26 protein-coding genes and 1 other annotated feature are annotated in these 26751 nt (G+C 28.1%); of the genes, 19 read left to right on the forward strand and 7 right to left on the reverse strand.

Translation table 11 applies throughout. The annotated features are described in order from the left end of the window. Positions 1 to 80 precede the first annotated feature (80 nt). Positions 81 to 319 (forward strand) — a binding site (T-box leader). Between the two features lie 141 nt (positions 320 to 460). The 10 genes from AC2JAQ_RS06445 to AC2JAQ_RS06490 all read left to right on the forward strand — a co-directional run bounded on the left by AC2JAQ_RS06445 (position 461) and on the right by AC2JAQ_RS06490 (position 13102). Further along, positions 461 to 1768: a dicarboxylate/amino acid:cation symporter gene (locus AC2JAQ_RS06445; RefSeq protein WP_488458471.1), complete on the forward strand. Its 1308-nt coding sequence runs from the start codon at positions 461 to 463 to the stop codon at positions 1766 to 1768. A gap of 205 nt (positions 1769 to 1973) precedes the next feature. Beyond that, positions 1974 to 4412 (forward strand): glycoside hydrolase family 38 N-terminal domain-containing protein, encoded by a 2439-nt coding sequence (locus AC2JAQ_RS06450; protein WP_488458472.1) that lies wholly within the window; start codon positions 1974 to 1976, stop codon positions 4410 to 4412. Positions 4413 to 4795: 383 nt separating this feature from the next. Next, complete coding sequence (locus AC2JAQ_RS06455; RefSeq protein ID WP_488458473.1) at positions 4796 to 5488, forward strand: response regulator transcription factor; 693 nt, start codon at positions 4796 to 4798, stop codon at positions 5486 to 5488. A 256-nt stretch (positions 5489 to 5744) separates the two neighbouring features. After that, a complete protein-coding gene (locus AC2JAQ_RS06460; RefSeq protein WP_488458474.1) occupies positions 5745 to 6665 on the forward strand; it encodes an ATP-binding cassette domain-containing protein in 921 nt (306 codons plus the stop codon). Continuing rightward, complete coding sequence (locus AC2JAQ_RS06465; protein WP_488458475.1) at positions 6658 to 7413, forward strand: ABC transporter permease; 756 nt, start codon at positions 6658 to 6660, stop codon at positions 7411 to 7413. Before AC2JAQ_RS06460 ends, AC2JAQ_RS06465 begins: the two co-directional genes overlap by 8 nt. A 12-nt stretch (positions 7414 to 7425) precedes the next feature. Continuing rightward, on the forward strand, positions 7426 to 8331 hold the full coding sequence (locus AC2JAQ_RS06470; protein WP_488458476.1) for a sensor histidine kinase: 906 nt from the start codon (positions 7426 to 7428) through the stop codon (positions 8329 to 8331). 416 nt (positions 8332 to 8747) lie between these two features. After that, complete coding sequence (locus AC2JAQ_RS06475) at positions 8748 to 9839, forward strand: Gfo/Idh/MocA family protein (RefSeq protein ID WP_488458477.1); 1092 nt, start codon at positions 8748 to 8750, stop codon at positions 9837 to 9839. A 112-nt stretch (positions 9840 to 9951) separates the two neighbouring features. Then, positions 9952 to 10872, forward strand: coding sequence for a sugar phosphate isomerase/epimerase family protein (locus AC2JAQ_RS06480; protein ID WP_488458478.1), 921 nt, complete (start codon positions 9952 to 9954; stop codon positions 10870 to 10872). A gap of 132 nt (positions 10873 to 11004) precedes the next feature. Next, positions 11005 to 12033, forward strand: a complete 1029-nt coding sequence (locus AC2JAQ_RS06485; RefSeq protein ID WP_488458479.1) for a Gfo/Idh/MocA family protein — start codon at positions 11005 to 11007, stop codon at positions 12031 to 12033. A 217-nt stretch (positions 12034 to 12250) separates the two neighbouring features. Next, on the forward strand, positions 12251 to 13102 hold the full coding sequence (locus AC2JAQ_RS06490; RefSeq protein ID WP_488458480.1) for an AraC family transcriptional regulator: 852 nt from the start codon (positions 12251 to 12253) through the stop codon (positions 13100 to 13102). A gap of 72 nt (positions 13103 to 13174) precedes the next feature. Here AC2JAQ_RS06490 and AC2JAQ_RS06495 read toward each other — a convergent pair whose 3' ends face one another. Further along, positions 13175 to 13402, reverse strand: coding sequence for a single-stranded DNA-binding protein (locus tag AC2JAQ_RS06495; RefSeq protein WP_488458481.1), 228 nt, complete (start codon positions 13400 to 13402; stop codon positions 13175 to 13177). 401 nt (positions 13403 to 13803) lie between these two features. Here AC2JAQ_RS06495 and AC2JAQ_RS06500 point away from each other — a divergent pair, with 401 nt between their 5' ends. From AC2JAQ_RS06500 to AC2JAQ_RS06530, 7 genes are all read left to right on the forward strand, one after another. After that, a complete protein-coding gene (locus tag AC2JAQ_RS06500) occupies positions 13804 to 14346 on the forward strand; it encodes a sigma-70 family RNA polymerase sigma factor (RefSeq protein ID WP_488458482.1) in 543 nt (180 codons plus the stop codon). 1 nt (position 14347) lies between these two features. Then, positions 14348 to 15679 carry a DUF4179 domain-containing protein gene (locus AC2JAQ_RS06505; RefSeq protein ID WP_488458483.1) on the forward strand — a complete coding sequence of 444 codons (1332 nt, stop codon included), beginning with the start codon at positions 14348 to 14350 and terminating at the stop codon, positions 15677 to 15679. 189 nt (positions 15680 to 15868) lie between these two features. After that, positions 15869 to 17080 (forward strand): BaiN/RdsA family NAD(P)/FAD-dependent oxidoreductase, encoded by a 1212-nt coding sequence (locus tag AC2JAQ_RS06510; RefSeq protein WP_488458484.1) that lies wholly within the window; start codon positions 15869 to 15871, stop codon positions 17078 to 17080. 286 nt (positions 17081 to 17366) lie between these two features. Further along, the gene (locus AC2JAQ_RS06515) at positions 17367 to 17903 is read left to right on the forward strand and encodes a glutathione peroxidase (protein ID WP_488458485.1); all 537 of its coding nucleotides are present in this window, start codon (positions 17367 to 17369) and stop codon (positions 17901 to 17903) included. 227 nt (positions 17904 to 18130) lie between these two features. Continuing rightward, the gene (locus tag AC2JAQ_RS06520; protein WP_488458486.1) at positions 18131 to 18796 is read left to right on the forward strand and encodes an ABC transporter ATP-binding protein; all 666 of its coding nucleotides are present in this window, start codon (positions 18131 to 18133) and stop codon (positions 18794 to 18796) included. Positions 18797 to 18853: 57 nt separating this feature from the next. Then, a complete protein-coding gene (locus AC2JAQ_RS06525) occupies positions 18854 to 19777 on the forward strand; it encodes a COG1361 family protein (RefSeq protein WP_488458487.1) in 924 nt (307 codons plus the stop codon). 9 nt (positions 19778 to 19786) lie between these two features. Next, entirely contained in the window at positions 19787 to 21082 is a 1296-nt protein-coding gene (locus tag AC2JAQ_RS06530; RefSeq protein WP_488458488.1) for an ABC transporter permease, read from the forward strand. Positions 21083 to 21118: 36 nt separating this feature from the next. On the opposite strand, the gene AC2JAQ_RS06535 is transcribed toward AC2JAQ_RS06530, so the two are convergent. The 4 genes from AC2JAQ_RS06535 to AC2JAQ_RS06550 all read right to left on the reverse strand — a co-directional run bounded on the left by AC2JAQ_RS06535 (position 21119) and on the right by AC2JAQ_RS06550 (position 23902). Beyond that, positions 21119 to 22300 (reverse strand): collagen-like protein, encoded by a 1182-nt coding sequence (locus AC2JAQ_RS06535; protein WP_488458489.1) that lies wholly within the window; start codon positions 22298 to 22300, stop codon positions 21119 to 21121. Positions 22301 to 22435: 135 nt separating this feature from the next. Next, entirely contained in the window at positions 22436 to 23014 is a 579-nt protein-coding gene (locus AC2JAQ_RS06540) for a metal-dependent hydrolase (RefSeq protein ID WP_488458490.1), read from the reverse strand. Between the two features lie 213 nt (positions 23015 to 23227). Continuing rightward, positions 23228 to 23458 (reverse strand): hypothetical protein, encoded by a 231-nt coding sequence (locus AC2JAQ_RS06545; RefSeq protein WP_488458491.1) that lies wholly within the window; start codon positions 23456 to 23458, stop codon positions 23228 to 23230. Between the two features lie 288 nt (positions 23459 to 23746). Then, positions 23747 to 23902 carry a hypothetical protein gene (locus tag AC2JAQ_RS06550; protein ID WP_322503504.1) on the reverse strand — a complete coding sequence of 52 codons (156 nt, stop codon included), beginning with the start codon at positions 23900 to 23902 and terminating at the stop codon, positions 23747 to 23749. Positions 23903 to 24205: 303 nt separating this feature from the next. On the opposite strand from AC2JAQ_RS06550, the gene AC2JAQ_RS06555 reads away from it, so the two are divergent. Both AC2JAQ_RS06555 and AC2JAQ_RS06560 read left to right on the forward strand, forming a co-directional pair. Then, a complete protein-coding gene (locus tag AC2JAQ_RS06555) occupies positions 24206 to 24982 on the forward strand; it encodes a YdcF family protein (protein WP_488458492.1) in 777 nt (258 codons plus the stop codon). Positions 24983 to 25004: 22 nt separating this feature from the next. After that, a complete protein-coding gene (locus AC2JAQ_RS06560) occupies positions 25005 to 25646 on the forward strand; it encodes a pentapeptide repeat-containing protein (protein ID WP_488458493.1) in 642 nt (213 codons plus the stop codon). A gap of 37 nt (positions 25647 to 25683) precedes the next feature. Here the strand turns inward: AC2JAQ_RS06560 and AC2JAQ_RS06565 are convergent, their stop codons facing one another. Together AC2JAQ_RS06565 and AC2JAQ_RS06570 are read right to left on the reverse strand one after the other, a co-directional pair. Next, complete coding sequence (locus AC2JAQ_RS06565; protein ID WP_423239819.1) at positions 25684 to 25908, reverse strand: helix-turn-helix domain-containing protein; 225 nt, start codon at positions 25906 to 25908, stop codon at positions 25684 to 25686. Between the two features lie 12 nt (positions 25909 to 25920). Further along, a complete protein-coding gene (locus tag AC2JAQ_RS06570) occupies positions 25921 to 26409 on the reverse strand; it encodes a DUF2975 domain-containing protein (protein WP_488458494.1) in 489 nt (162 codons plus the stop codon). Between the last annotated feature and the right edge of the window lie 342 nt (positions 26410 to 26751).

Consider the following 26751-nt stretch of genomic DNA (forward strand, 5'->3'; position numbering starts at 1 on the left):
TTAAAATTTTAATTATTTTTAAAAAAATGTTGACTTTAAAAAATAAATAATATATTATTTAAAACAAGAAAAATATTCTTTCAAATGCGTTGAAGAGGGAAAGTAAATATTATAAGTTACTACAGAGAAAGGTTAGTTTGCTGAGATAACCTGTAATAAGTATTATTGAAGTGCCCCTTGGAGCTGAAATGCCGAATTAAGTAGGTGTTTATGGGAACTCCCATTATAGAGTTAGGGTATGTATGTACCTAAATAGAGATGGATATTATTTATATCTAATCAGAGTGGAACCGTGGAAGTATAGTCTTCTGCCTCTGTAATTTACAGGGGTAGAGGGCTTTTTTTATTTTATATTTTGCTGGCCAGCGTATAAAAATAAAATTATACTTTAGAAGCTTTGTTTTAAAACAAAAATGTTAACAAGGTTAAATTAAAAATAATTTTATAGGAGGAAAATTTTATGATTAATATTCAATTAATATTAGCAATTGTGCTTTCAATATTAGCAACTTATGCTATATACAAAATAAGAAAAATTACAAATAAATTTTCATTTGCTACGCTGACAGCATTAACTTTAGGGGTAGTACTTGGAATTATATTTAAAGAAAATATACTATTTTTAGATACAGTAGGAAAGGCATATATGTCTTTAATTAAGATGATAGTAGTGCCTTTAGTAGTAACATCATTAATAACTAGTATTGTTAGATTAGAAAATTTAAATACATTAAAATCAATAGGAGTAAAGACATTTACTGTTTTATTAGGAACTACAGGAATTGCAGCTATTATAGGTATAGTTGTAGCAAGTGCTTTAAAACTTGGACAAGGATTAAATTTTGTAGGAGTTGAAAACTTTAAACCAAGGGAAATACCAGAGTTTTCAAAGGTATTTATAGATATGTTACCATCAAATCCTTTAGCAGCCATCGTAGATAATAAGATAATACCAATTGTTATTTTCTCAATATTTGTAGCTATTGCTTTAGTTATTGAAGACAATACAAATAAAGAGAAGTCTAAGCCTTTTAAAGATTTTGTTTTATCAGCTTATGATGTGGTATTAAGAATTACTAAAATGGTATTAAGAATAATACCTTATGGAGTTTTTGCCTTAATTGCTACGGCTGCAGCAAAAAATGGAGTTGATACTTTAATGTCATTAATATGGGTTATTGCCGCTGTTTATATAGCTGCTTTACTTCAATTTTTATTTGTATATACTCCATTAGTAAGTTTTGTTGCTAAAGTGAATCCACTAAAATTCTTTAAAGGAATTTTCCCTGCACAGGTTGTAGCATTTACAAGTCAAAGTAGTTATGGAACTTTACCTGTCACAATAAAATCACTAGTAGAAGGTGTTGGAGTATCAGAGAATATAGCAAGTTTTGTTGCACCCCTTGGATCAACAATTGGATTAAATGGATGTGGTGGATTTTACCCAGCAATAGTTGCTATATTTGCAGCCAATGTTTTTAACGTAGAGCTTACAATGTATTCATACATACTGATAGTAGTAACTGCTATTATATCATCTATAGGTATAGCTGGTGTGCCAGGCTCAGCTACTATATCAACAACTGTTATGTTAACAGCTTTAGGATTACCAATAGAAGCTTTAGCAATGGTAATAGCTGTTGACTCAATAATTGATATGATAAGAACTGCTACTAATGTTACTGGAGCTTCAGTAGCGGCATTGGTAGTTGATCAAACAGAGAAAAGAAAAGAATATGAGGTTCACAGCATAGTGCAAGAAGCATAAAATTTTAGAAATTTTTAGAATGATTAATAAAAAAACTACTTTATTTGAATTTATATGTATTAACATATAGTCGAATTCCATATAAAGTAGTTTTTTTCTAGGTTGTTTTATTAAAATATTCAAAAAAATATTAATCATGTTATAATGTAGACGTTATCAAATGTAAATACAAATAGAAAATATTTATGAAAATGGGGGCAGAGCCATGGGAGAGTTTAAATTAAAGAAAAAGTGGGAAGTTTTATTAATTCATCATTCTCACACAGACATCGGATATACACAAAGTCAGGAAACTATCGAACATTATCATGTTAATTTTATTAAGCAAGCCATTGAAATCGCAGAGGAGCTTAGAAAAGAGGGGAGAGAAAGTGAATTCATTTGGACTTGTGAATCTTTTTGGGGCGTTGAATGTTTTTTAAAGGCTTCATCAGAAGATTGGAAAAAACGCTTTGAAGATTGTGTATTAAATGGAAGTATTGAAATTACAGGCAATTATTTAAACTTAAATGAAACAATTGATTATGATGTATTAAAAAATCATATTTCAGAGGCTGTTAATTACTGTGATAATTTAGGGAAAAAAGTAAATTCTTCAATGACAGCAGATATTAACGGATATGCATGGGGATATGCAGATGCCTTATATGAAAGTGGAATAGAAAATTTATATTCATGTGTCCATTCTCATCATGGTATGTATCCTCTATTTAAAAAACAAACTCCTTTTTATTGGGAATCTCAAAAAGGAAATAAGATTCTTGTTTGGAATGGGGAACACTATCATTTTGGAAATGAATTTGGAATAGTAAAAACTGCAACAGGTTCATATATAAATAGAGATGAATTAACTTCATCATTTACAGAGGACAAAAGATTTGAGTATGGAAAAATAAGAATGTTTAGATATTTAAAAGGATTAGAAAATCAAGATTATGAGTATGATTTTGTTCCAATAACAGTACATGGTCTTCCAACAGATAATGGTTCACCTAATATTGAGGTTGTTGAATTCATAAATTGGTGGAACAATAATTTTGGAGCAGAAGTGGAAATGAAGATGATTTCTTTAGATTCATTTTTTAAAAGGCTTAAAAATTCAAAGGTTGAAATTCCAACTTATAAGGGAGATTGGCCAGATTGGTGGTCTTTTGGAGTAGGATCAACACCTCAAGTTTTAAAAATATATAAAGAGGCTCAAAGACTTTTAAATACAACGAAGCTTATAGATGAGGACTTAAAACTTAGTAATAAAGAGTGGATTAATGAATGTGAAAATCAATTAATGCTTTATTCAGAGCATACATGGGGACATTCCTCTTCCCTTACAAATCCTTGGAATAGTTTTGTAAATCTATTAGATTATAAAAAATCAGGTTATGCCATAAGAGCTCATGAAATGGCCATAAGAAATTATAATAAGGTTTTAGAAGAAAAGGGAATGACTACCTTAAAGCCAAATAGAGAGCCTAAGTTTAAAATCGTTAATCCACACAATAAGAGGATTACAGAATGTATTAAGCTTTCTCTAGATTACTGGGAAATTTCAAGCTTAAGAGAGACTATAGTAGATAACTTAGGAAATGAATTTAAGACTCAAAGCGAACCACATCCACGTGGAGTTTATATAAACTTTGTAATAACTTTAGAGCCTAAAGAAGAGAGAACTATTTGGGTTAAGCGACATGAAGATGAAATTAACTTCATAAAAATTGCTAATGAAAGTCACTGTTGTCAAGGGATTGATGATATATTCTTATATGAAGATAATAGAGAAATAATAAAATATGAAAATGCTTTTGAAAATAATAATGTTAGAATTAAGTGGAACAAAGAAAAGGGAATAATAAGTTGGTTTGATAAGATTAATCAGGTTGAATTATATGATGAAAACTCTAAAGTTGGTGCATTTATGCCTGTTTATGAATTGACTGAAGCAGTTGAACAAACTTCTGATGCTCAATATAAAGTTCGTCAGGTTTTAGGTAGAAATATGAGAGGGGTTAATGCAAAAGTTTTTTATCCAGAAATAAAAGCTATAAAAGTTAGTGAATTAGGAGAAGTATTTGGAAAAATAAATTTAGAGTTAGACTTAGAAGGTACAGGCTTAATAAATATCGTAGTAAAAATATACAATGAGATAAATAAAGCAGAGATAAATGTTATTATGAATAAGGAAAGTGTTTGGGATCCAGAGAGTATGTATATAGCATTACCATTTGCTTATAACAATAATAAAATGGATTTATTCTGTGAAAAGACTGGCTGTGTAGTTCAGGTTAAAAAAGAACAACTTCCAGGAACAAATTGTGACTTTAATTTAGTTCAAGAGGGAGTTGTACTTAAAGAGGGGGATTATGGTATAAGTATAGCTATGCCAGATTCATCTTTAATTTATACATCTCAGCTTAAGTATGAAAATTCGAAGAAATTATTCCATGAAAAATATATAGATTCAAAAGATTATGAACTATATTCTTGGATAATGAACAATATTTGGGAAACCAATTTTAAAGCTTCCTTAGGAGGATTCATAGAATTTAATTACTCAATAACTTGGGGAAATAATGGGGAAAATCAGTTCGAACTAGCAGAACGTAATAAAGAGATGAATTTAGGATTCTTAAATTATAGAATAGATTAAGAAATATTTTTTATAAAAGAACGAGAAGTTTTTATGAAAGATGTGAAGTCTTTCCACTAGAAGAGATAAAAGAAATATGGGTCAAAAAAATCCATGTTTAATAATGGTTAAAAGTATAGAAAGCTAATAAAGAGAGAGTATATTAAATTATTATTTTTTAAAAATGAATAATTTAATTGCTCTTTTTTAATTTATCTAAAGTATAGTAATAAAGGTATGTAATAAACTGAAATATAAAATTTAAGCAAAATTTAAACAATACATTTTGTAATAATATGGTATCATTTATATGAGAAATATTATGTTTAGCTATATATAGAATGCTAGAATTATTGCAATATTATTATGATATAAGCTTTAAGATTACTTAAAGGGGGATAATTATGAATGAAAATAAATCAGGAAATATTTTGATTGTTGAGGATGATATAGATATAAATGGTTTGTTAAGTAGAATACTTACTAAGGAAGGATATAATGTTAGACAAGCTTTTTCAGGCTCTGAGGGGAAAATGTGTTTAGAGTTTTTTGATTTTGATATGGTATTACTTGATCTAATGTTACCAGGAATAAGTGGTGAAAAGTTTATCGAAGAGGTTAGAAAAATAAAAAATACACCTATAATGGTTATATCAGCAAAAACTACAATAGATGATAAGATAAATGTTTTAAAGTTAGGAGCAGATGATTTTGTAACAAAACCTTTTGATGTTAAAGAGGTATTAGCTAGGGTTGAGGCCCATTTAAGAAGAAGCAAAATAATAAACCATGAAGAAGTTACAATATTAAAATACAAAAAACTTACTTTAGAACCTAAAAGTAGAGAAGTAAGAGTTAATGGTAAGGGACTTCAACTTACTTCAAAGGAATTTAAGATATTAGAATTGTTAGTAAGTAATCCTAAAAGAGTTTTTACAAAAGGAAATTTATTTGAAACTGTATGGGAAGAAGAGTTTTTTGGGGATGATAATACTATAAATGTTCATATAAGTAATCTTAGAAATAAAATAAGCTCTTTAGATAGTGAAAATGACTATATAAAAACCATATGGGGTGTAGGATTTAAAATGGAATAACTTACTTTGATTTTTAGATTTGTTTTAGGTAAATGTTTATTTGGAGCTGACCTTTCAGACTTAACTACTTATTAAGATGGTCTTACAGTGCTATTTAAAAATTAACATTAGTTTAAAACATAGATAAACTTAAAAAAGAGTTAATAAAAAAATTAAGACTTTCTTAAGGTTTTCTTTAAGGTATTTTGAAACTTGATGTTTATTATATAAACATAGAGAAAAGGATATAAGAAAACTTATTAGGAGGTATAGAACTTTGGAAAATATAATTTCTGTAAGGAATTTAAGCAAAAGATATGGCAAGAAGATTATTCTTGATAACTTAAACATGAATTTAAAAAAAGGAGATATATATGGATTAGTCGGTAAAAATGGTGCTGGTAAGACAACATTAATAAGAATGATTCTATCTTTAGCAAATACTGATTCGGGAGAAATAGAGCTTTTTGGAAAAATAGATGAAAAAGAAAAGCTTTTAGAGCATAGAAGAATAGGAAACATTATTGAAACTCCAAGTTTTTATTCATTTTTTACAGCTAAGCAAAATCTTGAATATTATAGAATTCAAAGAGGAATAGTGGGTGAAAAATCTATAGATGAAGTATTAGAAATGGTTGGCCTTGGTGATGTAGGAAATAAGAAATTTAAAAAGTTTTCCTTGGGTATGAAACAAAGACTTGGACTAGCACTTGCACTTTTAGGAGAACCTGAACTTCTTATTCTAGACGAGCCTACTAACGGAATGGATCCTATGGGAATTAAAGAGGTTCGTGAAGTGCTAATTAGATTAAATAAATTAAGTGGGGTTACAATATTAGTATCAAGTCATATATTAGGAGAACTATCACAACTTGCAAATTGTTATGGTTTTTTAAAAGATGGAAAAATAGTAGAGGAAATTTCAGAAGAAGAGCTTAATGAAAAATGTAGACATCATTTACTTATTAAGGTTGATGATTGTAAGAAAGCTTCTGTAATATTAGAACAAGTATTAAGTAATAATTCATATGAAGTTTTACCAAATGGATTTATAAAAGTTTATAGAGAATTAGATAAACCACAAATAATAAATAGAGCCTTAGTAGAAGGTGGAGTGGATGTTTATTCTTTAGAAAGAATAGGAGTTAATTTAGAAGACTATTTTATAAATCTTATTGGGGGTGAAAATAATGCTTAATCTAATAAAAGCAGAACTTTATAAGACATCAAGAAGGCCATTTTTATATATTACAATTTCTTTAGGTTTTAACTTACTTATAGTGGTAGCTGGAGTGGCTATCAGTAATATGATGAGAAAAACTTCTACTGTGATGGATTTCTCACCATTAGCTTTTACAGCAATTAATTTTATAGGTGCAATTTCTTTTATGATGCTTGTATTTATGGATGTACCTATGGAAGAATATAAGGAAAATACCCTTAAAAACTTAGTTTCTTCAACTTTATCAAGAGAAAAAATATATTTAGGTAAATATATAGCACAAGTAATAATATTTTTAATTATGGAAATAGCAGCAGTAATAACTATGATAGTAACATCATATATTTTTGGATTAGTTGGACCAAATGGTTTTTCTGATTTTTTAGATGTAATATATAGATTATTAGTAGCATTTCCAATATATTTAAGTGCATTAGCCTTATATGATTTAATAACTGTAATCATTAAGAAAGAAACATTAGCTGTGGTGATAATTTTAGGAATAGTTTCAGGAGTACCAATAGTATTTTCTATATTAGATAGCCTTTATGGAGGAGTTTTCACTTTGATTTATCCTTACTTATTATTTAATCCTTTAAAAGAATTAGTTAGTATTGGATTAACTAATAGTATTATAGGAACAAATATAATAGTAGGAATAGTAAATACAATAGTATTTTTAATTTTAGGGGTTTTGGTTATGAAAAAACAAGAAGTTAAATAAGGAGGAATTGTATTGAATCTTTTTATAATAGGGTTGCTATTGGCAATCCTTATTATTGTTATTATAAATTTGATTTTAAGTAAAAGGGAAATAAAAAAATTAACTTTAGACCTAAGAAGGCTAAATAAAGAGAAAAAGATTGAAAAATTAAGGTTAGGAGTTCCAAATAAAAATATTGAAAATTTAGTAATAGAAATAAATAAATTAATAGATGATAAAAGAGAAAAAGAATCAATTTATAAAGAAAAAGATATGGAGTTAAGGGATGCCATAGCCAATATGTCACATGATTTAAGAACCCCTTTAACATCAATAATGGGATATGTTTACTTATTAAATGATGAGAATCTAAAGGAAGATGAAAAAAGAGAGTATTTAAAAATAATAGAAAAAAGAGCTTCAGTTTTAAATGGATTAATAACTAATTTTTATGGTTTATCTAGAATTCAAGCAGATCAGCATGAAATTACCCTTGAACCTATTAAACTAGAAATAGTTTTAGGAGAAATTATTGCAGCTTTTTATGAAACTTTATATGAGAAGTTCGGAGAACCAGAAATTGAAATTGAAGAAGGATTAAATATAGTATTAGGGGATAAAGAATCCTTAAACAGGATATTTACAAACTTAACTGAAAATATAATAAAGCATGGAGAAGGGGATGTTAAAATATCCTTAAGAAAAGAAAAAAATAATATAATAATAGAGTTTTCTAATAAAGCTGAGGCACTGAAAGCTAAAGATATAAAGAGAATTTTTGAAAAGTTTTTCACTAGAGATAGGATGAGGACTGGACAAAATACTGGCTTAGGTTTGGCAATAGTTAAATTATTAGTAGAGAAACAAGGACAAAAGATAGAAGCTAAAAAAGTTGGAAATAGACTTGTTATAAATATAATATGGAGTTTATCCAAGTAAAAAGAGCACTAACTTATTAAAGTACAGAGTTACTTTATTGAAAGTTAGTGTTTTTTTTATTTTGTTTTTTTAGAATATGGTCTTATAGTACTATCTAAAAAGCAATACTACTTTAAACCATGAACTTATTTTGAAAAGTTTGTATTATTTATAATTTTATTTTTAGTCATTATTTTTTTAGTATCCATTAGGAAATTTAGAGATTTATACAATATAAAAAATAAGCAATATATGAGAAGAAGTAAGCAATTAATGACAAGTATTTTGGGAATGGATGGTATAGAATGGAGTTGTAAATAAGAGGAGAAATCCTTGGAAAGAGTCAATTAGTTAATTTAAATTTAAGATAAAAAATATGAGGGGAGTGAGAAAACTTATTTATTTTAAAGCAATATTGAAATAAATAAGTGAATTTTATGAGTAGAATAGTTAAAGTTGGAATAATAGGTTGTGGTGGTATTGCTAATGGTAAGCATCTACCTGGATTATCAAAGATTAAAGAAGTAGAAATGGTTGCATTTTGCGACTTAGAAATAGAGAAAGCAGAAAAAGCTGCTAAAAAATATGGTGTGGAAAATGCAAAGATTTATTCAGACTATAAAGAACTTTTAAAAGATGAAGATATTGAAGTTATACATGTTTGTACACCAAATAGATCTCATAGCTTTATAACTATAGATGCTTTAGAAGCTGGTAAGCATGTAATGTGTGAGAAACCAATGGCTAAGACATCAGAAGAAGCAAGAAAAATGCTTGAAGTAGCAAAGAGAACAGGCAGAAAACTAACAATAGGATATCAAAATCGTTTTAGATTAGACTCAGATTATCTTCATAAGGTTTGTGAGGCTGGAGAATTAGGAGAGATATATTTTGCAAAGGCACATGCAATAAGAAGAAGAGCAGTTCCAACTTGGGGAGTTTTCTTAAATGAGTTTGAACAAGGCGGAGGTCCTTTAATAGATATAGGAACTCATGCATTAGATTTAACTTTATGGATGATGAATAATCATAAGCCAAAATACGTTGTAGGAAATATTTATCATAAGTTAGGACATAAGGAAAATGCAGCTAATGCATGGGGACCATGGGATCCAGAAAAGTTTACTGTTGAGGATTCAGCTTTTGGATTTATAACAATGGAAAATGGAGCAACAATAGTACTTGAATCAAGTTGGGCATTAAACTCTCTTGAAGTTGATGAAGCAAAGACAACTCTTTGTGGAACTGAAGGTGGAGCTGATATGAAAAATGGATTAACTTTAAATGGAGAAAAGTACAGTAGACTTTATGAAAAAAAGATAGATTTACAAGCTGGTGGCGTTGATTTCTATGAAGGAGAATCAGAAGAACCAGGAGATGTAGAAGCTAAATCATGGATAAATTGTGTAATAAATGATTTAGAGCCTGTTGTAAAACCAGAGGAGGCTTTAGTAGTAACAGAAATACTTGAAGCAATATATGAGTCTTCTAAAACAGGACAACCAGTATATTTAAATAGAGCTATTTAGAAAAATTTAGACTATAAAGATTTTGAAAGTATAAAAGAAGAATTGGAATATTTTAAGCGTATATTATAAAAAAAGTTAAAATTTTAGAGATGAATGTATTGGAGGATTTATTATGTATTTAGGATATTTAACAGGATGTCTTGGTAATATGCCATTAAAGGAAAAGGCGAAACTAGCTAAGGAGTATGGATTTGAGGCTTTAGAAATTTCATGTTGGCCAAGAACAAATGATAGAGATTATTCTGGAAGTGATATAGACGTTGCTAATCTTACTGAAGAAGAGGCAAAGGAAATAAAGGAATATTTTGAAGAATTGGGATTAAAGATATCATCTTTAGCTTACTATGATAACAACTTAGATAGAGATTTAGAAAGAAGAGCTTTTATCAATAATCATTTTAAAAAATGTGTTGATGCCGCAGTAATGCTTGGAGTACCAGCAGTAGGGACATTTGTAGGAAGAAATTCAGATAAAACTTTTGAAGAAAATTTTGATGAGTTTGAAGTAGTTTTTAATGATTTAGTTCAATATGCTGAGTATAGAGGAATTAAGGTTATAATTGAAAATTGTGATATGAATGGATGGCAAACTCAAGGGTATCCAGGAACAATTTCATTTACTCCAGAGCTTTGGAGAGAAATGTTTAAAAGAGTTCCAAACAAGAATTTTGGACTAAACTATGATCCATCTCATTTAAAGCATTTATTAATAGATTACATTGATCCAATTGAGGAATTCAAGGATAGAATTTTCCATACACATGCTAAGGATACAGAAATATTTGAAGATAAGTTAAATAAATATGGAAAATGGAATAAGATTCTTTCAACAACTGAAGACTTTGGATATTGGAGATATAGAATGCCAGGTCTTGGAGATATTGATTGGAAAGCATTCATAGATAAATTAAAAGAAGTAGGATATGAAGGAGTTTTAAGCATAGAGCATGAGGATCCTGTATACGAAGGTTCTGAGGAAAAAGTAAAAGAAGGCTTAAAACTTGGAGTAGAATATTTAGGTAAATTAATATAGAAATTTTTAGTAGTGTTTTAAATCATAGCTAAATTTATTTTAGATAAGTATTGATTCTAAGGAGAATAAAAGACGATTTTTAGAGTCAATACTTATCTAGTATTTAAGTATGAGTTTATGGAGGAAGTTATTATGAAAAAACTTAGAGTTGGAATAGTTGGCTGCGGAAATATTTTTCCTATGCATGCTCAATCAATAAAAGGAATTGAAGAGGCAGAAATAGTAGCAGTATGTGATATAAAGGAAGAAAGAGCTAAAAATAAAGGAACTGAGTATAATTGTAATTATTATTTAGATTATAAAGATATGTTTAAAAAAGAAAATTTAGATGTGGTACATATATGTCTTCCACATTATCTTCATCCAGAAGTATCTATATATGCTTCAAATCTAGGAGTTCATGTTTTGACAGAAAAACCTATGTCTATTAGTTTAGATGATGGAGAAAAAATGGTTGAAGCAGCTAAGGATAATGAGACAGTTTTAGGAGTTATTTTTCAAAATAGATATAATCCAGGTTCTAAATTAATAAAAGAAACCTTAGAATCAGATGATTTAGGGAAGATTAAAGCCGGTAAGTTAGAAGTTACTTGGAATCGTTCAGATGAATATTACACCAATAGTGATTGGAAAGGAACTTGGGATAAAGAAGGCGGAGGTGTAGTAATAGACCAGGCTATTCATACAATGGACTTAATGAGATGGTTTATTAATGATGAAATTGATTATATAGATGCTAACATAAGTAATAGAGCTCATGAAATAATAGAAGTTGAAGATAGTGCAGAGGGTGTTATAAAGTATAAAAATGGAGTTCTTACAGCTTTTCATGCAGTAAATTATTATTCTTATGATGCACCAGTTAAAATTGAATTACATTGTGAAAAGGGAATAGTAAAAATGATAGCAGATAGAGCACATATAAAATTTAATGATGGAAGAGAATTAATTGCTGATAATGATCCAAATGAAACCTTTGATTATGGAAATGGAGTTAAAGGATATTGGGGAACAAGTCATAAAAAGCAAATAAAGAATTTTTATGAGGCATTAAAAAATGGAATTGAACCAGAGATAACAGGAGAAGAGGCACTAAAAACTCAAAAGATGATATGTAATATTTATAAATCAGGTAAAGAAGGCGTAAGAATAAAATTTTAGAGTTTATAATATGTAAGTTTATATTTATTTTAATTAAGATAAATTAAAAGTGAGAGTTGTGTAAATTAGCAAATATTTTATACAACTCTTGTTTCATTAAGTAGAATATAAACAATATATTTACAACTTATTTCTTTACATAATATATAATAGAATTAAGTATAAGAGAGGAAGTATATTATACCTAATTTTAATGTTTTAAAAGGAAAATGGATATATGAAGGGATATTTTGAGAAAACAGTATTGGAATCTGATTTCCCCATGAGATTTTTCTTTAATGAGGGAAGTACAAGCACGCCACATCACTGGCATGAAGATATTGAAATAATATATATAGTAGATGGAAAATTAAAGGCTGGAGTAAACAAAGAAGTTTACAACCTAAATAAAGGAGATATTCTTATAATTGGGCCAGGAGAGGTACATTACTTTCTAAAGGAAAATAATTTAAGCATTAGAGCTGTTATTCAATTTAGAATGTCAATATATGATAGTTTTAATTCTGGAACTAAAGATAGACTAACATTAAAGCCTATGTTTTCTAATTGTAAGTTGCTTGGTAAAGAGGATGAAATTCATGAAATATTAGAAAAACAGATTCAGGATATTATAAGAGAACATGAAGATGCAAAGGAAGGATACAAGATTTTCTTAAAGGCTAGACTTTATGATTTAGCAGGAATACTGTTGAGATCTCTTCCTAAAGATACTAGCAAAAGTGAAAATATCGAAAAACAAAAAGAGCGACTAGAAAAGTTAGATAGTGTAATGCAGTATGTGGAAAAAAATTATGATAAGAGTATAACTTTAGACGAAATATCAAAGGTAGCAGGCTTTAGTAAGTTTTATTTCACAAGGTTTTTTAAAGAAAATACAGGAATGACTTTTATAGATTATTTAAATAATTTTAGAATAGCAAAATCTGAATGGTTATTATTAAATGAGGAAAATAGTATAACAGATGTTGCTTTTAAGGCTGGTTTTAATAGTGTTAAGACTTTTAATAGAGTTTTTAAAATTTTAAAAGGATGTAGTCCTATGGAATATAAGAAAAACTTAAATTTATAGAATAGAAATTAGAAATAAGCAATTTTAATTTAAATTGCTTATTTTTTTATTTATTATCAAATGAAATTTAATCTAAAGTTTTTTATAAACTTGATGACCTTCTCTGATTTCGTTTAGTGCTTTGATTCTTAAATCATCCTTTTTATTTATATGTTTAAGAAATGCAGATTCTAAGGTTCTCTTTTCTGTCAATGATAACTTATCCCAAATTATTCTAGGAAAAAGATCTTTTACTATGAAGGTTTCACCAGAATGTATAAAACTTAAGAGATTAACTGCTTGTGGCAATAGTGAATTCATAAGAAAACCTCCTTTATAAAGTTTGAAATACTACTGGATATAATATATGTTTCAATATTGATTTTAAGAACTTAAATAATAAATTTATGTGAAAAAATTATTAGATTGTCAAATTTCTACAAAAAAAGTACCTTTATTATAGTATTATGTTTTTGTGACATACAAATTAATTGAAGAATTATTTGTATTAAGAGTTAAGTAAAATATTGGAGAGTAATAAATGGATAACTTTCAATTACAGTATTTCTTCTTGAGGATTTAATATAAAGGTTTAATTTACATTAGTGAATTAGACCTTTTTTATATAATTTTTTATAAATATTGAAATAGTTTTAAAACTTATTACGAATATATTATTGAAAATAAGAAAGTGCTTTCAGTTTTATTAGGGGGAATTTTAAATGATAAATAAGGGGAATTTCCTTAAGCAGTTGAAAAAGAAGGATATAAGAGCATTAGACTATGTTATAGATAATTACTCTAATGTTATTTTTAAAGTTGCTTATGGAGTTTTAAAGAATAGACAACTTAGTGAGGAATGTGTAAATGATGTTCTATTAAAAATATGGGATAATATACATCACTTTAATAAGAGTGAGGACAAGTTTTATCCTTGGGTTTTAGTTATTTCAAAATATACAGCAATAGATATATTAAGAAAAGAAGTAAGACATTCAAAAACTTTAGATATTTCAGATGTTAATGTATCAGAAGAGGTTTGCTTAGCTAGTCAATATCATAGTAAAAATCAATTGGAAATGGTAACCAAAGAGATAAATTCTATGAAGGATATTGATAGGGAAATATTTTTAAGAAAATTTTATTTAGAGGAAACTGGTGAAGAGATAAGCAAGAAAATGGGATTAACTAATAAGTTTATAAATCTTAGAATTTTTAGGGGAAGAAATAAGTTGAAGGCTAAGTTTAAGGGGAGGAATGTATAAGATGAATCCAAAGGATATTTTAGATAAAATAGATGAGATTAATATTGATGAAATAGAAATAGCAAAGGTAGATTTAGGTGAAATAGGAAAAGAGAGAGTAAGAAAAAAAATTAAAAATACTATAAAAGATAAAAGAAATAAAAAGCTTAAAAAATCAGCTATTGCAGCTACTTTAGCTTTAGGAATACTCACAGCAGGAGTAATTAGTAAGCCTGTAATAGCTGCTAATATCCCTATTATAGGAGATATATATAGGGAACTTGGATTCTTTAAAGGTTTTGAAGATTACACAAATTATATAGGGGAAACAAAAGAAGTTGAAGGATATAAGTTTACAATAGATAATATAGTAGGTACTCCAACTGACTTGCTTGTAGGAGTTAAGGTTGAAAGTCCTGTACCTTTAAAAGGATTAGGACAAGAAGATAACTTTAGAGTTGATATTGATATGAGTAAGTTTGGAGTACATTCTTGGACTTCTGGAACTGATGTAACTTATTTAGATGATTATACAGCAATATTAACTGCTGAGATAAATACAACAGAGAAGAAGTTAAGAGAAATTGGGGAGTTAAATTTAGTTGCAACAAAAGTTCTAGAAAATGATACTTATATAAGTTGTGATTTCAATATTAAAGTGGACTTTAGTTCAAGTTTTAGGGATATAGAAAAGGTACAGGTTAATGAAAGAGTAGATAAAAATATAAAAATAAATTCTATTGAAGGAAATATTATTGAATCTAAACTTTGGTTTGATGGACTTGGAGCATTTGAAGATAATTCAATATTTTATTTAATGGTTAATGGAAAAGCATATGGATGGTGGGATGGTACAGGAATGGAAGATACATCCTTAATTATTCCTAGAACTATGTCAGTACTTAATTTTCCAAATGTAAAATATGAAGATATAAAAAATGCTGAAGATATAAAAGTTATTTATGCAAGAATAGATGAAGAGTATAAAGAAGAATTAGATATTAAGTTAGAGGAGAAGGATGGAATAAAATATCCTGTGGAGATGAACTATGGAGAAGATTTAAAGGGAGGATTTTATGAGGTTAAAAGGGGAGAGGGTAAAATAAAATTCTATTTTAAGAGTAACTATGATCCTTTAACTCTATTTAGAGATATTATGTTAAAAGAAGTAAAAGATGAGAATGAGTATGGACAAAGAATTTTAGGGGGATTTTATGAGAATCCAGAAAGAGAAGGGGAGTATATTTTAGAGTTTGAAGATATAGATACAGATAATCCTTTAGAGCTTGTTTATTGGCATAGAACAAGTAATTTAAGTGATATAAAAGATTATAAAGTAATTGATGTTAAATAAAAAATAAATTTTAACTTTAAGGTGAGTGAAATTATTATATAGTTTTACTCACCTTTTTTAGTGTATAATACATATATAATTTTCATGTATTAAGTTTTTAAAAGTAGAAAAAAGTTTTAATAGATAAAATATATTGAATAAAAATTAAAAGTACATAATATTTAGAAGTTAAAAATTTGGAGGAAACAAATGAGCAAGAAAAAGGTAATAGTAGTTGGTGGAGGCCCTGCTGGTATAATGGCAGCCTTAACAGCATCATCTAATAATGAAGTCATATTAATAGAAAGAAATAATGAAATTGGTAAGAAGTTAAGGCTTACTGGTGGAGGAAGATGTAACATAACAAATAATAGGGATATCGAAGAGTTTTTTGATAAGATAGTTACAAACAATAAATTTATGTACAGTGCATTGTACACTTTTTCAAACTATCAACTTTTAGATTACTTAAGCAAGAAAGGCTTAGAATATAAGGTTGAATTAGATCAAAAAGTATACACTAAAAGTGACACCGCTGAAGAGGTAATAGAAATATTCAAAAGGGAATTAGAGGAGAGTGGCATAAAGGCTCTATATAACACTAAGGTCTGTGATTTCTTAGTAGAAGATGAGGAAATAAAAGGTGTTGTAACTAATAATGGTAAAAAGATATTAGGTGATAAGATTATAATAACTACTGGTGGGAAAAGTTTCCCTAATACAGGCTCTGATGGAGAGATGTATGGGATATTAGAGAAATATGGCCACACGATAACTCCAATTCATGCAGCATTAATTCCTCTTGTTACTAAGGAAGACTTCGTGAAAAATCTTCAAGGAGTAGCAATGAAGGATGTAGTTGTTTCAGCTAAGGTTAAAAAGAAGAAATATGAGAAATTTGGAGATATGATATTTACTCATTTTGGAGTGTCTGGCCCAGCAGTTTTAAAGTTATCTTCTTATATAACTAAGGCTTTAGATCAAGGAGAAGTTGAACTAACCTTAGATTTTTTAAGAGATAAATCTAAAGAGGAATTATCTAAGATAATAAGAAGTAATCCTAATAAGACTGTATTAAATAACTTAAAGGGAATATTACCTCAAAATTTTTTAAAGCAGATATTTGAAATGCTAGGATTAACAGAAGTTAAAGCTAGTGATTTAAAGAAGGAAGATGAAAATAAAATCATATCTTATATGAAAGAGATGAAACTTACTGTAAGAGAAACTTTAACTATAAAGGCTGCTCAAGTAACATCCGGTGGAGTTAAGGTTAAAGAGATAAATGCATCGACTATGGAATCAAAGCTTATCAAAAATCTTTACTTTGCAGGAGAAGTTATAGATATTGATGCTGAAACAGGAGGCTATAATCTTCAAATGGCATTTTCAACAGGATATTTAGCAGGAAGTGATTTCTAATGGGTATTAAACAATAATTGGAATAAGAATAAAAAGCTACTAATAAATATTATTTATTAGTAGCTTTTATTGACAATTAAAACTTATAAGCATATAATTAATAAAAAATATTTTATGCAATTAAATTTAAAATGGCAAAATAGTAGAGACTGTTATTTGATAATTTAAATATGATTTTTATTAGAATAGAAAAAGTCATATTTTAAAACTTAATAATTAGATTAAAAATTTTTAAATAGGATAAATTAAATTTGGAAAACACAATGATTTAAAAGGAGAGATTACCATGTTATATGATTTTAAAGTCAAAGATATTGAAGGAAATGACATTTCTTTAGGTGATTATACGGGAAAGGTACTTTTAATAGTTAATACTGCAACAGGTTGTGGCTTTACTCCTCAATATGAAGGATTACAAAAGCTTTATGATAAGTATAAAGATAAGGGATTTGAAATATTAGATTTTCCATGTAATCAATTCTTTAATCAAGCACAAGGAACTAATGAAGAAATTTCAGGATTCTGTAAACTAAATTATGGCACAACATTTAAAACTTTTGCAAAGATAGATGTAAATGGAGAAAATGCTAATGAGTTATATAAATTTTTAAAAAAAGAAGCTCCAATGGCAAAAGAAGATGAATCATCCTTAGGATTATATGATAAATTAAAGGGGTTAGGATTCACTACAGAGGGTGATGAGATAAAGTGGAATTTCACTAAATTTTTAATTGATAAAAATGGTGAGGTTATAGCTAGATTTGCACCTACATTTGAGCCTGAAAAATTAGAAGAACTTATAGAAGAGTTAATAGAAGAGTAAAATAATTTTTAAGTAATTTAACATAATTTAAAAGCTTATAGCTAGGATTAAAAGTCTCAGCTATAAGCTTTTTTACATTTTATTTTACTTTTATTAACTTAATATTCATGTTGCAGTAATTAATTTGTTATTAAGTTTAAATTTAATAAAGATATACTTAATTATGATTATTTGTAAGAATATGCTATCTGGATAAAAATTTGAAATCTTTTAAAAAGGGGGAAATCATGGTAATTAAATGTAAAGATATAAAAAAAACATTTAAAGTTGGAAATACTTCCGTTGAAATATTAAAAGGTATAAGTTTAACCATAAATAAAGGCGAATTTACTGCTATTATAGGTGAATCAGGATCTGGTAAATCAACTTTTTTGAATATTTTAGGGGGAATAATGCCTTGTGATGAGGGGGAAATAGTTATAAATGATTATCATCTTGAAGGATTAAATGAGAATGAACTAGCTTTATTTAGGAGAGGAAATATGGGATTTATATTTCAAAGTTACAATCTAATGCCTCAACTAACAGCTTTGGAAAATGTAGAAATGCCATTAATTTTTTCTGGAGTTCCTAAAAAGGAAAGGATAGAAAGAGCAAAGTCAATGCTTGAAAGAGTTGGGTTAGCTGATAGGATGGATCATAAGCCATCTGAATTATCTGGGGGACAGCAACAAAGAGTATCTATAGCTAGAGCTTTAGTAAATAATCCAAGTGTAATTTTAGCTGATGAGCCAACTGGAAATTTGGATAGTAAAACTACTATAGAAATATTAGATTTATTAAAGGATTTAAATAAAAAATTTAATACAACTTTTATTGTAGTAACTCATTCTCAAGTAGTTTATGAATATGCAGATAGAGTGATAAGGATGGAAGATGGTCTTCTTTGTTAAAGGTGAATAAACAAAAATTAGTGTTTATATAAATTATGAAATTTAGGGGGATAAAATATGAAAAAGAGAAATTTGAGTTTAGTTTTGGCTTTAGCTACTATTTTAACAATAGTATCAGTTCCACAAAAGACTGTTGCTTTTACAGATAAGGTTTCTAATGCATTATCTGAAATGGGAAATGAAAATGGTAATGGAGAAAATAATGGTAATAATTTAAATGGGGGAGAGCAAGCAGTACCTCCAACTAGTAATATTCAGTCAAAAGATTTAATAATAAGTTCAGTTACAACAGATGAGGACATAGTGGAACCAGGAATGCCATTTACATTAACCTTTAAGGTTGAAAATATAAGTGGAAATAGTCTTTATGGAGTATCACTTAAAATCGTAAATGTAGAAGGGAAAGGCACTTTAGATGGATTTATGCCTGTGGGAACAACAAATGAAATATATGTTGGAAGTATAGCACGAAATGATGTTAAATATATAAGCATAACCTTAGCAAGTGATCCTAATATAAAGGCTGGAGTACATAATTTCGTTACGAGTGTTATGTTTAATGAAAAAGGCAAAGAACAAGAAGAAATAACTAAAATAGTTGGAATAATGGTTCAAAATACTCCAAGCATAAGTATAAGTGGGGTTACACCTAGTGAAGGTGCCATTAGTGCCGCTTTAAGAAATGATAGTAAAACTAAAGTTAAGAATGTAAAGGCTAAGGTTACTATAGGGGCAGAAGTTATGGAGCAAAATATAGGAGGTATAGATGTTGAAGGTGAAGAGTATATGGATATAGCAATAACACCAGCTGAAGAAGAAAGAAATGCATCTATTGAAATAAGCTATGAAGACACAACTGGAAAGCAATATACAGAAACAACTTCATGTATAGTTCCAGCTATGATGCCTATAGATGAGAAGCCACCGAAAAATAATAAGTTAGGATTAATATCGTTTATAAAAAGTTTATTTGGATTTTAGGTGATTTTTATGAGATTTAAGGATTTATTATCCATAATATGGAGAAACATGTGGAAAAGAAAGACAAGAACAATTTTTACTATGATGGGTGTAATAATTGGCTGTCTTGCAATTTTTATAATAAGTTCTATAACAAATGGCTTTGAACGATACTTAACTTACGAAATGGAAAGTTTAATGGATACATCTGTAATAAATATATACCCTAATTGGGGAGGCGAGACAGATGATAAGGATGCGAGTAGCTCTAAAACTAAATTAACAGATAAAAATGTTGAGGAATTAAATAATTTAGGATATTTTTCTGAGGTAATGCCTAAAAGGTATGCACATACTCAAATAAAGTACGGCAAAGTACAAATATATTCAAGAATATTAGCTAATGATAAGGCGAATTTGATTGCAGAAAGTTCTATTTTAGTAGGAAAAGCTCCTAGACCAAGAAGTAAGGAATTATTACTTGGATATGATGTGGCAAAGGAGCTATTAGGGTACACTTGGGATGAAAAAGTTAAAGATGATTCTGAATTTCAAAAGCTTATTGGAAAAAGAGTAAAATTAGGTGGAGAAGACTTTGGAGAAGATGAAAAGGGAAATTCAATAAAAAGTAAACAAGTAACTTGTAATATTGTTGGGATTTTAACAAGTGGAAATGGACAGAGTAACTATGAAATCCAGAGTTCACGTAAACTTGTTGATGATATGATAAAAAGTGTTCCCTTGGTAGATGAACAATATTTGAAAGAACAGCTTACAACCTACGAGAGAATAGATGTTAGAGTTGATGATAAAGAAATGTTAGAGTCTTATGAGGGGATACTAAGAGACATGGGATATCAAACAAATTCCTTTAAGGAATTTGAAAAACAAACAAGATCTATGCTATTGGGTGTAAGTATAATACTTGGATCGTTAGCAGGAATCTCTCTTTTAGTAGCGGCTTTAGGTATAACTAATACTATGGATATGGCTATATATGAAAGAAATAGAGAAATTGGAGTGATTAAAGTAATTGGTGGAAGCATAAAAGATGTTATAAAAATCTTTGTTGGAGAAGCATGTGCAATATCAATTACTGGAGGATTTATTTCAATAATATTAGGTGGGTTAGCAACATGGGGAATAAATTCAGTAGCAAGATCAATAACAGAAAATATGATGGGACAAGCTATACAAAAAATAGCAGTTCCAAGCGTTTCATTAATTTTAGGTATTCTCATTTTTTGTTTAATAATAGGTTTCGTTGCCGGAATTCTTCCAGCTAGAAAGGCTGCTAAGACGGATGTTATAACGGCTATAAGATAAAAAAAGACCATACACTAGTATGGTCTTTTACCTTTATTAATCAGCGACTCTAACTATTTGAACCCATGAACCTATTCCTGTATTTATACCAGTAGATTCTCCTAAAATTGCTGGAGTTACAGCAATTGGTACTGATATTATTTGGCCTAAAACATTTCTTGTAGAATTATTAACTAAAGTAAATACATCTCCAGCATTAGCATTTACAGCGATACTTCCATTAACCACTCCTATTTCACCAGGGTTAACCCTAGGAGTTCCAGATAAAAATACTCTAGTATTATTTCTAAATAAAGAAACTAATGCACTAGCTGTAGAAGGATTTATATTGTCTAAATTAAATGACCATATAAATAGGTATCTTCCAGCCTCGTTTATTGTAAATGTCCCATTGGCTATATTAGCTGTTATTGCTGTGAATGTTGAACCATTAGAATTTTGAATATTGTAAGTGAAAATACCATTGGCATTAATATTTTGTGTTGCTACAGATGAGTAACTAACTAATAGTGTATCATCAAAGTTTGTTCCAGGTTCACCTTGAGGACCTCGAGGGCCAATTGGACCTTGAGGTCCAGCAGGGCCTTGAAGACCAGTAGGGCCAGTAAGACCTTGAGGACCTTGAGGTCCAGTAGGGCCTTGAGGACCAGTAGGCCCTTGATCACCTTGAGGACCTTGAGGTCCAGTAGGACCAACAGGACCAGTAGGGCCAGTAAGACCTTGAGGACCCTGAGGACCAGTAAGACCTTGAGGACCCTGAGGACCAGCAGGACCTTGAGGTCCAGTATCACCATCAGGACCTATAGGGCCGATAGGACCTTGAGGACCAACAGGCCCTTGATCACCTTGAGGACCTTGAGGACCAATAGGGCCAGTAGGGCCTTGATCACCTTGAGGACCCTCAGGGCCAGTAGGACCAGTAGGGCCTTGAGGACCCTGAGGACCAGTACAACCTCTAGGACCCATAGGGCCAGTACAACCTTTAGGGCCCATAGGGCCTCTTGGACCAGGTTTACAACAACCACACTTTATTTCAAAAGAACATTTATCATCACAACATTTATCATCGCAACATTTGTCATCACAACATTTGTCATCACAAGATTTATCATCATAACAATTATCTTGATAATTGTTATTATATCTATCGTAATAATCAGATTCGTCACTATTATAATAATTGTTATATTCATTTGGATTATAATTTCTTCTTACCATAATAAAACTCCTTGCATAATATTTAAAAAGCAATTTCAATATTAGTTTATGAATTTTTTATTATGTTGTTCCAAAATATACAAAATAAAAATTAAAAAAACACTCAATACATAAACAATATAGAGTGTTTTTTAATTATTTAACTATATTTCTTAATAAGTTTATTCCTAAAATATGGTATGAAATCAGATATATGTTATAGCCAATAAGAAAGATATTAACGATTTTAAGCAATTTGTTAATCATTTTTTCAAGCTTTGATCCAGTTTTGATTTTGGCTATTTTTAAGTTAGCTTTCCAAGGAAAGAATAACTCAATTCCTTCAGAAGTGAAAAAGTCTAAAAATAGATGAGATACATAACCGCAAATAAATCCTATGGAAATTACTAAAAATATTATGTTGAAGTTACTAACATGTACAACTGTATAAAGAATTAATGTTATTAACGATAAACATAAAAGACTATGGGTAAAGCCTCTATGTCGACATTTACTTCCTAGATGTTTCGAAAGAAATGGATACATTTGACTGATTGAGGATTTTCTTTGATCTATATCTGGAAACAAAGAGCCTATATAAGAAAAATGAAAAAATAAAGCTATCAATAAAATCGTATAAGTTATATCGTATGGAAGTAAAAATAGAGTTATAAGCAAGTTGAGCATTATAAGAGAAATGCATACACCACCTGTTGAATGTGTTTCTTTTGTCATATATCCTCCTTAAAGATAATCATCATTAGTTTTATATTAAAAATATTATCATAATATTCCTTTATTATAAAGCTAAAATAGAAAGAGAAAGTTTAACAAAAGATCCTAGGAATAGAGTGGACAGTTCTATTCCTAGGATGATAGTTATGGTGGTAATTTTATGTAAGGTCTCTTACTGAATTTAAAGTAATATACTTAAATTACTGAGTAATATTATTTATTTTTATTAATGAGTACAGAACATGCAATTAATAGTATTCCTAATAAAGCAAGGATTGAATTTACAGTACTTGAAAGAGCCTCTATAGATGTAAAGCCCAAAACTCTTTGTTCTATATATAAAGCTATGTTATTTAAAAATATATTTTCAAGTATTAAGGGAGAAAAAAGAGTTGATAATATAATTGCAATTACAGCTACTAAAGCTTTTCTCGTGTTCTTCAAAATATGTCAACTCCTTACTTATTAAAATAAATATTACAAACTTCATTTAAGAAATATTACAACTGTATTCTAACAAGATTTTAGATTATATGGAATAGTTTATGCATAACTGGGTAAAAAACAGGTAAAAGTGGGCAATGTATGTAAAATGTAATCTTTAATTTAATAAAAATATACTATAATTAATAATTATAAGAAAATATTAAAGGTCATAATTTATGAAACTATTAGATACTAAACTTTTATAAATTATGACCTTAAATTCTTAATTAAATAGTTATAGACTGCTTAGAAGCCTCTTTTTTTTGCTTCTATTCCACTTTCGTTAAGTGCAGGCTCTTCTATAGTTGTGTTAAGATGGTTCTTAGACCATTGGTTTTGAGTTTTATTACCATTAGCTAAATACTTTTCTTTGGTATATACTTTTTTATTTATACTTTTCATGAAATCAACTCCTTAAGTTTTTATATTACTAGTATGTAAAGTTTTAAGAAAAATATATTGTAAATTGAGACCATATTTGTATAAAATAATTTGTATAGGAGGAAATTTGTCATGAGATTAGAGGTTATAAGTATTATAAGATTATTTCAGAAGAAAATTTAAAAATCATAAAATGAATTTTGAGGAACTTAAGTTTAATAATTATAAAAAAAGATCAAGATTAACTATTAACTTTAAAAAGTGTGCATTAAGTAGGTTTTATTATTGCATGATTTTTTTATGAATAGAAATTTAGGAGAAGATATGGATAAAAGTAAAATAAATTGTTTAAATAGTATAGGAAGATTTTTAGCTAAGAGAGATTTCAGTCAGCTTACTAAGGAATCTTTAAAGAAGAATTTTGGAATTGAAAAAGTAGATGTTTTAATATTGTTAGGAAGTGCTATAACTTATAATATTAAAGTTGCTGTAGAAGCTTATGAAAATAGACTTTGTAATAAGATTTTAATATGTGGAGGAATTGGCCATTCAACTGAGCTTCTTAGAGAAGCCGTTAGAAAACATAAAGATTATAGTGATATAAATACTTATGATAAATCAGAGGCAGATATTATATATGAAATAATATTAAAACATTTTAATATACCAAAGGAAGATATAATTATAGAGAACAAATCAACTAATTGTGGTGATAACGCAATAAAAGCCATAGAAGTTTTAGATAAATTAGATATTAGTTATGATTCATTATTGCTTATACAAGATCCCACAATGCAACTTAGAACATATTTAGGGTTTTTAAAAGTTTTAAAAAATAAACATAAGGTTAAAGTCTTAAATTATGCTCCATTTATACCAATATTGAATGAAAAGTTGGAGTTTAATAACAATGATGTTGATGGAATATGGAGTTTAGATAGATATGCAGAGCTTATTCTTGGAGAAATACCAAGACTTAGGGATGATAAAAATGGATATGGACCTAAAGGAGCAAATTATATAGAACATATAGATATACCTAAGCAAATAGAGGCTCATTACTTGACTTTAAGTAATATTTTAGGAAAAGAAACTAGATAAATTTTATTTTGGGAGATAGAATATGAAAGTTTTTAAACTACAATTACCTAAGATTCCTTTAGAATTAAATAAAATAGAAGATGCAACTAGAGAAATTTTAAGTAAAGAAAAATTAGAAGAAGTTATAATAGAAAATGCAATAATAGAAAATATAGAACAAAATTCAGTAAAGTTTGATTCATGTATATTTAGAAATGTTATGTTTATAAATTGTAGCTTTAAAAGAATAGATATGACAGATGTAAGGTTTGAAAAATGTGATTTATCTAATTGCGAATTTTTTGAGGGTGGACTTTATAGAGTAGAGTTTAAAGGATGTAAAATAATAGGAAGTAGATTTGATGAATCATCTTTAAGTAATATTTCTTTTAAAGGTTGTTTAGGAAGATATTGTAATTTTTCTTTTAGTACCTTAAAAGAAGTAGAGTTTAAAGAATGTGATTTAACTAGCTCTATATTTCAAGAAGCCAAGCTAAAAAAGCTAAATCTAGAAAATGTAGATTTTAAAGAATCAATATTTAGAGGAACAAATATTAAGGATATTGATTTTAGAACTTGTAATATAAATGATATAGACATAAATATGGAAAATTTAAAAGGTGGTATATTTACAGCATACCAAGCTTTAGAATTAAGTAGATTTTTAGAAATAATAATAAAATAAGATTAAAATAGGTAGATAATGATAAATCATTGTCTACCTATTTTAATCTTTCATCATCTTCTTCTACATATTCTAAAATGTCTCCAGGTTGACATTTTAATATTTCACATAAAGAATTTAAGGTTGAAAATCTAACAGCTTTAGCCTTATTATTTTTTAAAATAGAAAGATTAGCCATTGTTATTCCCATCTTTTCTGAGAGTTCTGTAGAACTAATTTTTCTTTTAGCCATCATTACATCTAAATTCACAAGAATTGGCATATTTTAATCCTCCTAAATTGTTTTATCATTTTCTTCTTTAATCTCAATAAATCTTTCAAATAATCTAGCAAGAACCATACATAATAAACCTATGGTAACACATATAAAAGATATTATTAATATAGGAGGTGCTATTATAGTTTTTTCAAAGAAATCTATTGAATATTTTAAATAAATAGAAGTTAAAGAAAATGTTATTATTTCAGCAAAAGAGCAAATACAAATAACTTGCAGTGATTTAACTATCTTAAATGAAAAAGGATTTTCTTTCTTTATTAAATGACATATTGTTTTTACTTTAAATAGAGCTAGTATATAAGGAATAGCACAAATGTAAATACATATAGTCACAGTCCATATTAAACTAGAGTCTATCATAGAAAAATGGCTCTTAAAAAGTGCAGTTAATAATAAAGGTGTTCCTATAAGAGCTAATATAGTCAAAATGATTCCTATTGCTACTACATAATCTAATATTTTTGAAGTAATATTACTTTTCAATTTTAGTACCCCATTTCAATTTTATATTATGAAGAAATTATAAACATTTTCTTATCGAATGTCAATAAATACTTATTAATAAAGTGCATGTAGTTCATAGGCTCATATCTTAATAAGAACATAAAAGCAATATATTAATTCTATAAACTTTCTATACTATGTAGTGAATTTTATTCTGTAATTAAAATGAGGATTTTGAAAAAGCATATATAAATATTAAGAGTCTTTAAATTAAATTCTTAAAGGCTCTTTTTTTATTTTCAATAAAATCTTATAAAAATTAATCTTTATACAATCTTAATACTAACAAATAAAACTCTAACGCCATCTTAATATGTTTTT

Source organism: Clostridium sp. LIBA-8553, from assembly GCF_057782465.1.

Excerpts from the sequence above, each read along its gene's own strand:
- AC2JAQ_RS06450 (WP_488458472.1), top strand. The coding sequence starts at position 1,974 with ATGGGAGAGTTTAAATTAAAGAAAAAGTGGGAAGTTTTATTAATTCAT.
- AC2JAQ_RS06455 (WP_488458473.1), top strand. The coding sequence starts at position 4,796 with ATGAATGAAAATAAATCAGGAAATATTTTGATTGTTGAGGATGATATA.
- AC2JAQ_RS06510 (WP_488458484.1), top strand. The coding sequence starts at position 15,869 with ATGAGCAAGAAAAAGGTAATAGTAGTTGGTGGAGGCCCTGCTGGTATA.
- AC2JAQ_RS06490 (WP_488458480.1), top strand. The coding sequence starts at position 12,251 with ATGAAGGGATATTTTGAGAAAACAGTATTGGAATCTGATTTCCCCATG.
- AC2JAQ_RS06560 (WP_488458493.1), top strand. The coding sequence starts at position 25,005 with ATGAAAGTTTTTAAACTACAATTACCTAAGATTCCTTTAGAATTAAAT.
- AC2JAQ_RS06445 (WP_488458471.1), top strand. The coding sequence starts at position 461 with ATGATTAATATTCAATTAATATTAGCAATTGTGCTTTCAATATTAGCA.
- AC2JAQ_RS06540 (WP_488458490.1), bottom strand. The coding sequence starts at position 23,014 with ATGACAAAAGAAACACATTCAACAGGTGGTGTATGCATTTCTCTTATA.
- AC2JAQ_RS06515 (WP_488458485.1), top strand. The coding sequence starts at position 17,367 with ATGTTATATGATTTTAAAGTCAAAGATATTGAAGGAAATGACATTTCT.
- AC2JAQ_RS06485 (WP_488458479.1), top strand. The coding sequence starts at position 11,005 with ATGAAAAAACTTAGAGTTGGAATAGTTGGCTGCGGAAATATTTTTCCT.
- AC2JAQ_RS06525 (WP_488458487.1), top strand. The coding sequence starts at position 18,854 with ATGAAAAAGAGAAATTTGAGTTTAGTTTTGGCTTTAGCTACTATTTTA.
- AC2JAQ_RS06505 (WP_488458483.1), top strand. The coding sequence starts at position 14,348 with ATGAATCCAAAGGATATTTTAGATAAAATAGATGAGATTAATATTGAT.
- AC2JAQ_RS06530 (WP_488458488.1), top strand. The coding sequence starts at position 19,787 with ATGAGATTTAAGGATTTATTATCCATAATATGGAGAAACATGTGGAAA.
- AC2JAQ_RS06565 (WP_423239819.1), bottom strand. The coding sequence starts at position 25,908 with ATGCCAATTCTTGTGAATTTAGATGTAATGATGGCTAAAAGAAAAATT.
- AC2JAQ_RS06555 (WP_488458492.1), top strand. The coding sequence starts at position 24,206 with ATGGATAAAAGTAAAATAAATTGTTTAAATAGTATAGGAAGATTTTTA.
- AC2JAQ_RS06550 (WP_322503504.1), bottom strand. The coding sequence starts at position 23,902 with ATGAAAAGTATAAATAAAAAAGTATATACCAAAGAAAAGTATTTAGCT.
- AC2JAQ_RS06480 (WP_488458478.1), top strand. The coding sequence starts at position 9,952 with ATGTATTTAGGATATTTAACAGGATGTCTTGGTAATATGCCATTAAAG.
- AC2JAQ_RS06520 (WP_488458486.1), top strand. The coding sequence starts at position 18,131 with ATGGTAATTAAATGTAAAGATATAAAAAAAACATTTAAAGTTGGAAAT.
- AC2JAQ_RS06465 (WP_488458475.1), top strand. The coding sequence starts at position 6,658 with ATGCTTAATCTAATAAAAGCAGAACTTTATAAGACATCAAGAAGGCCA.
- AC2JAQ_RS06475 (WP_488458477.1), top strand. The coding sequence starts at position 8,748 with ATGAGTAGAATAGTTAAAGTTGGAATAATAGGTTGTGGTGGTATTGCT.
- AC2JAQ_RS06495 (WP_488458481.1), bottom strand. The coding sequence starts at position 13,402 with ATGAATTCACTATTGCCACAAGCAGTTAATCTCTTAAGTTTTATACAT.
- AC2JAQ_RS06535 (WP_488458489.1), bottom strand. The coding sequence starts at position 22,300 with ATGGTAAGAAGAAATTATAATCCAAATGAATATAACAATTATTATAAT.
- AC2JAQ_RS06500 (WP_488458482.1), top strand. The coding sequence starts at position 13,804 with ATGATAAATAAGGGGAATTTCCTTAAGCAGTTGAAAAAGAAGGATATA.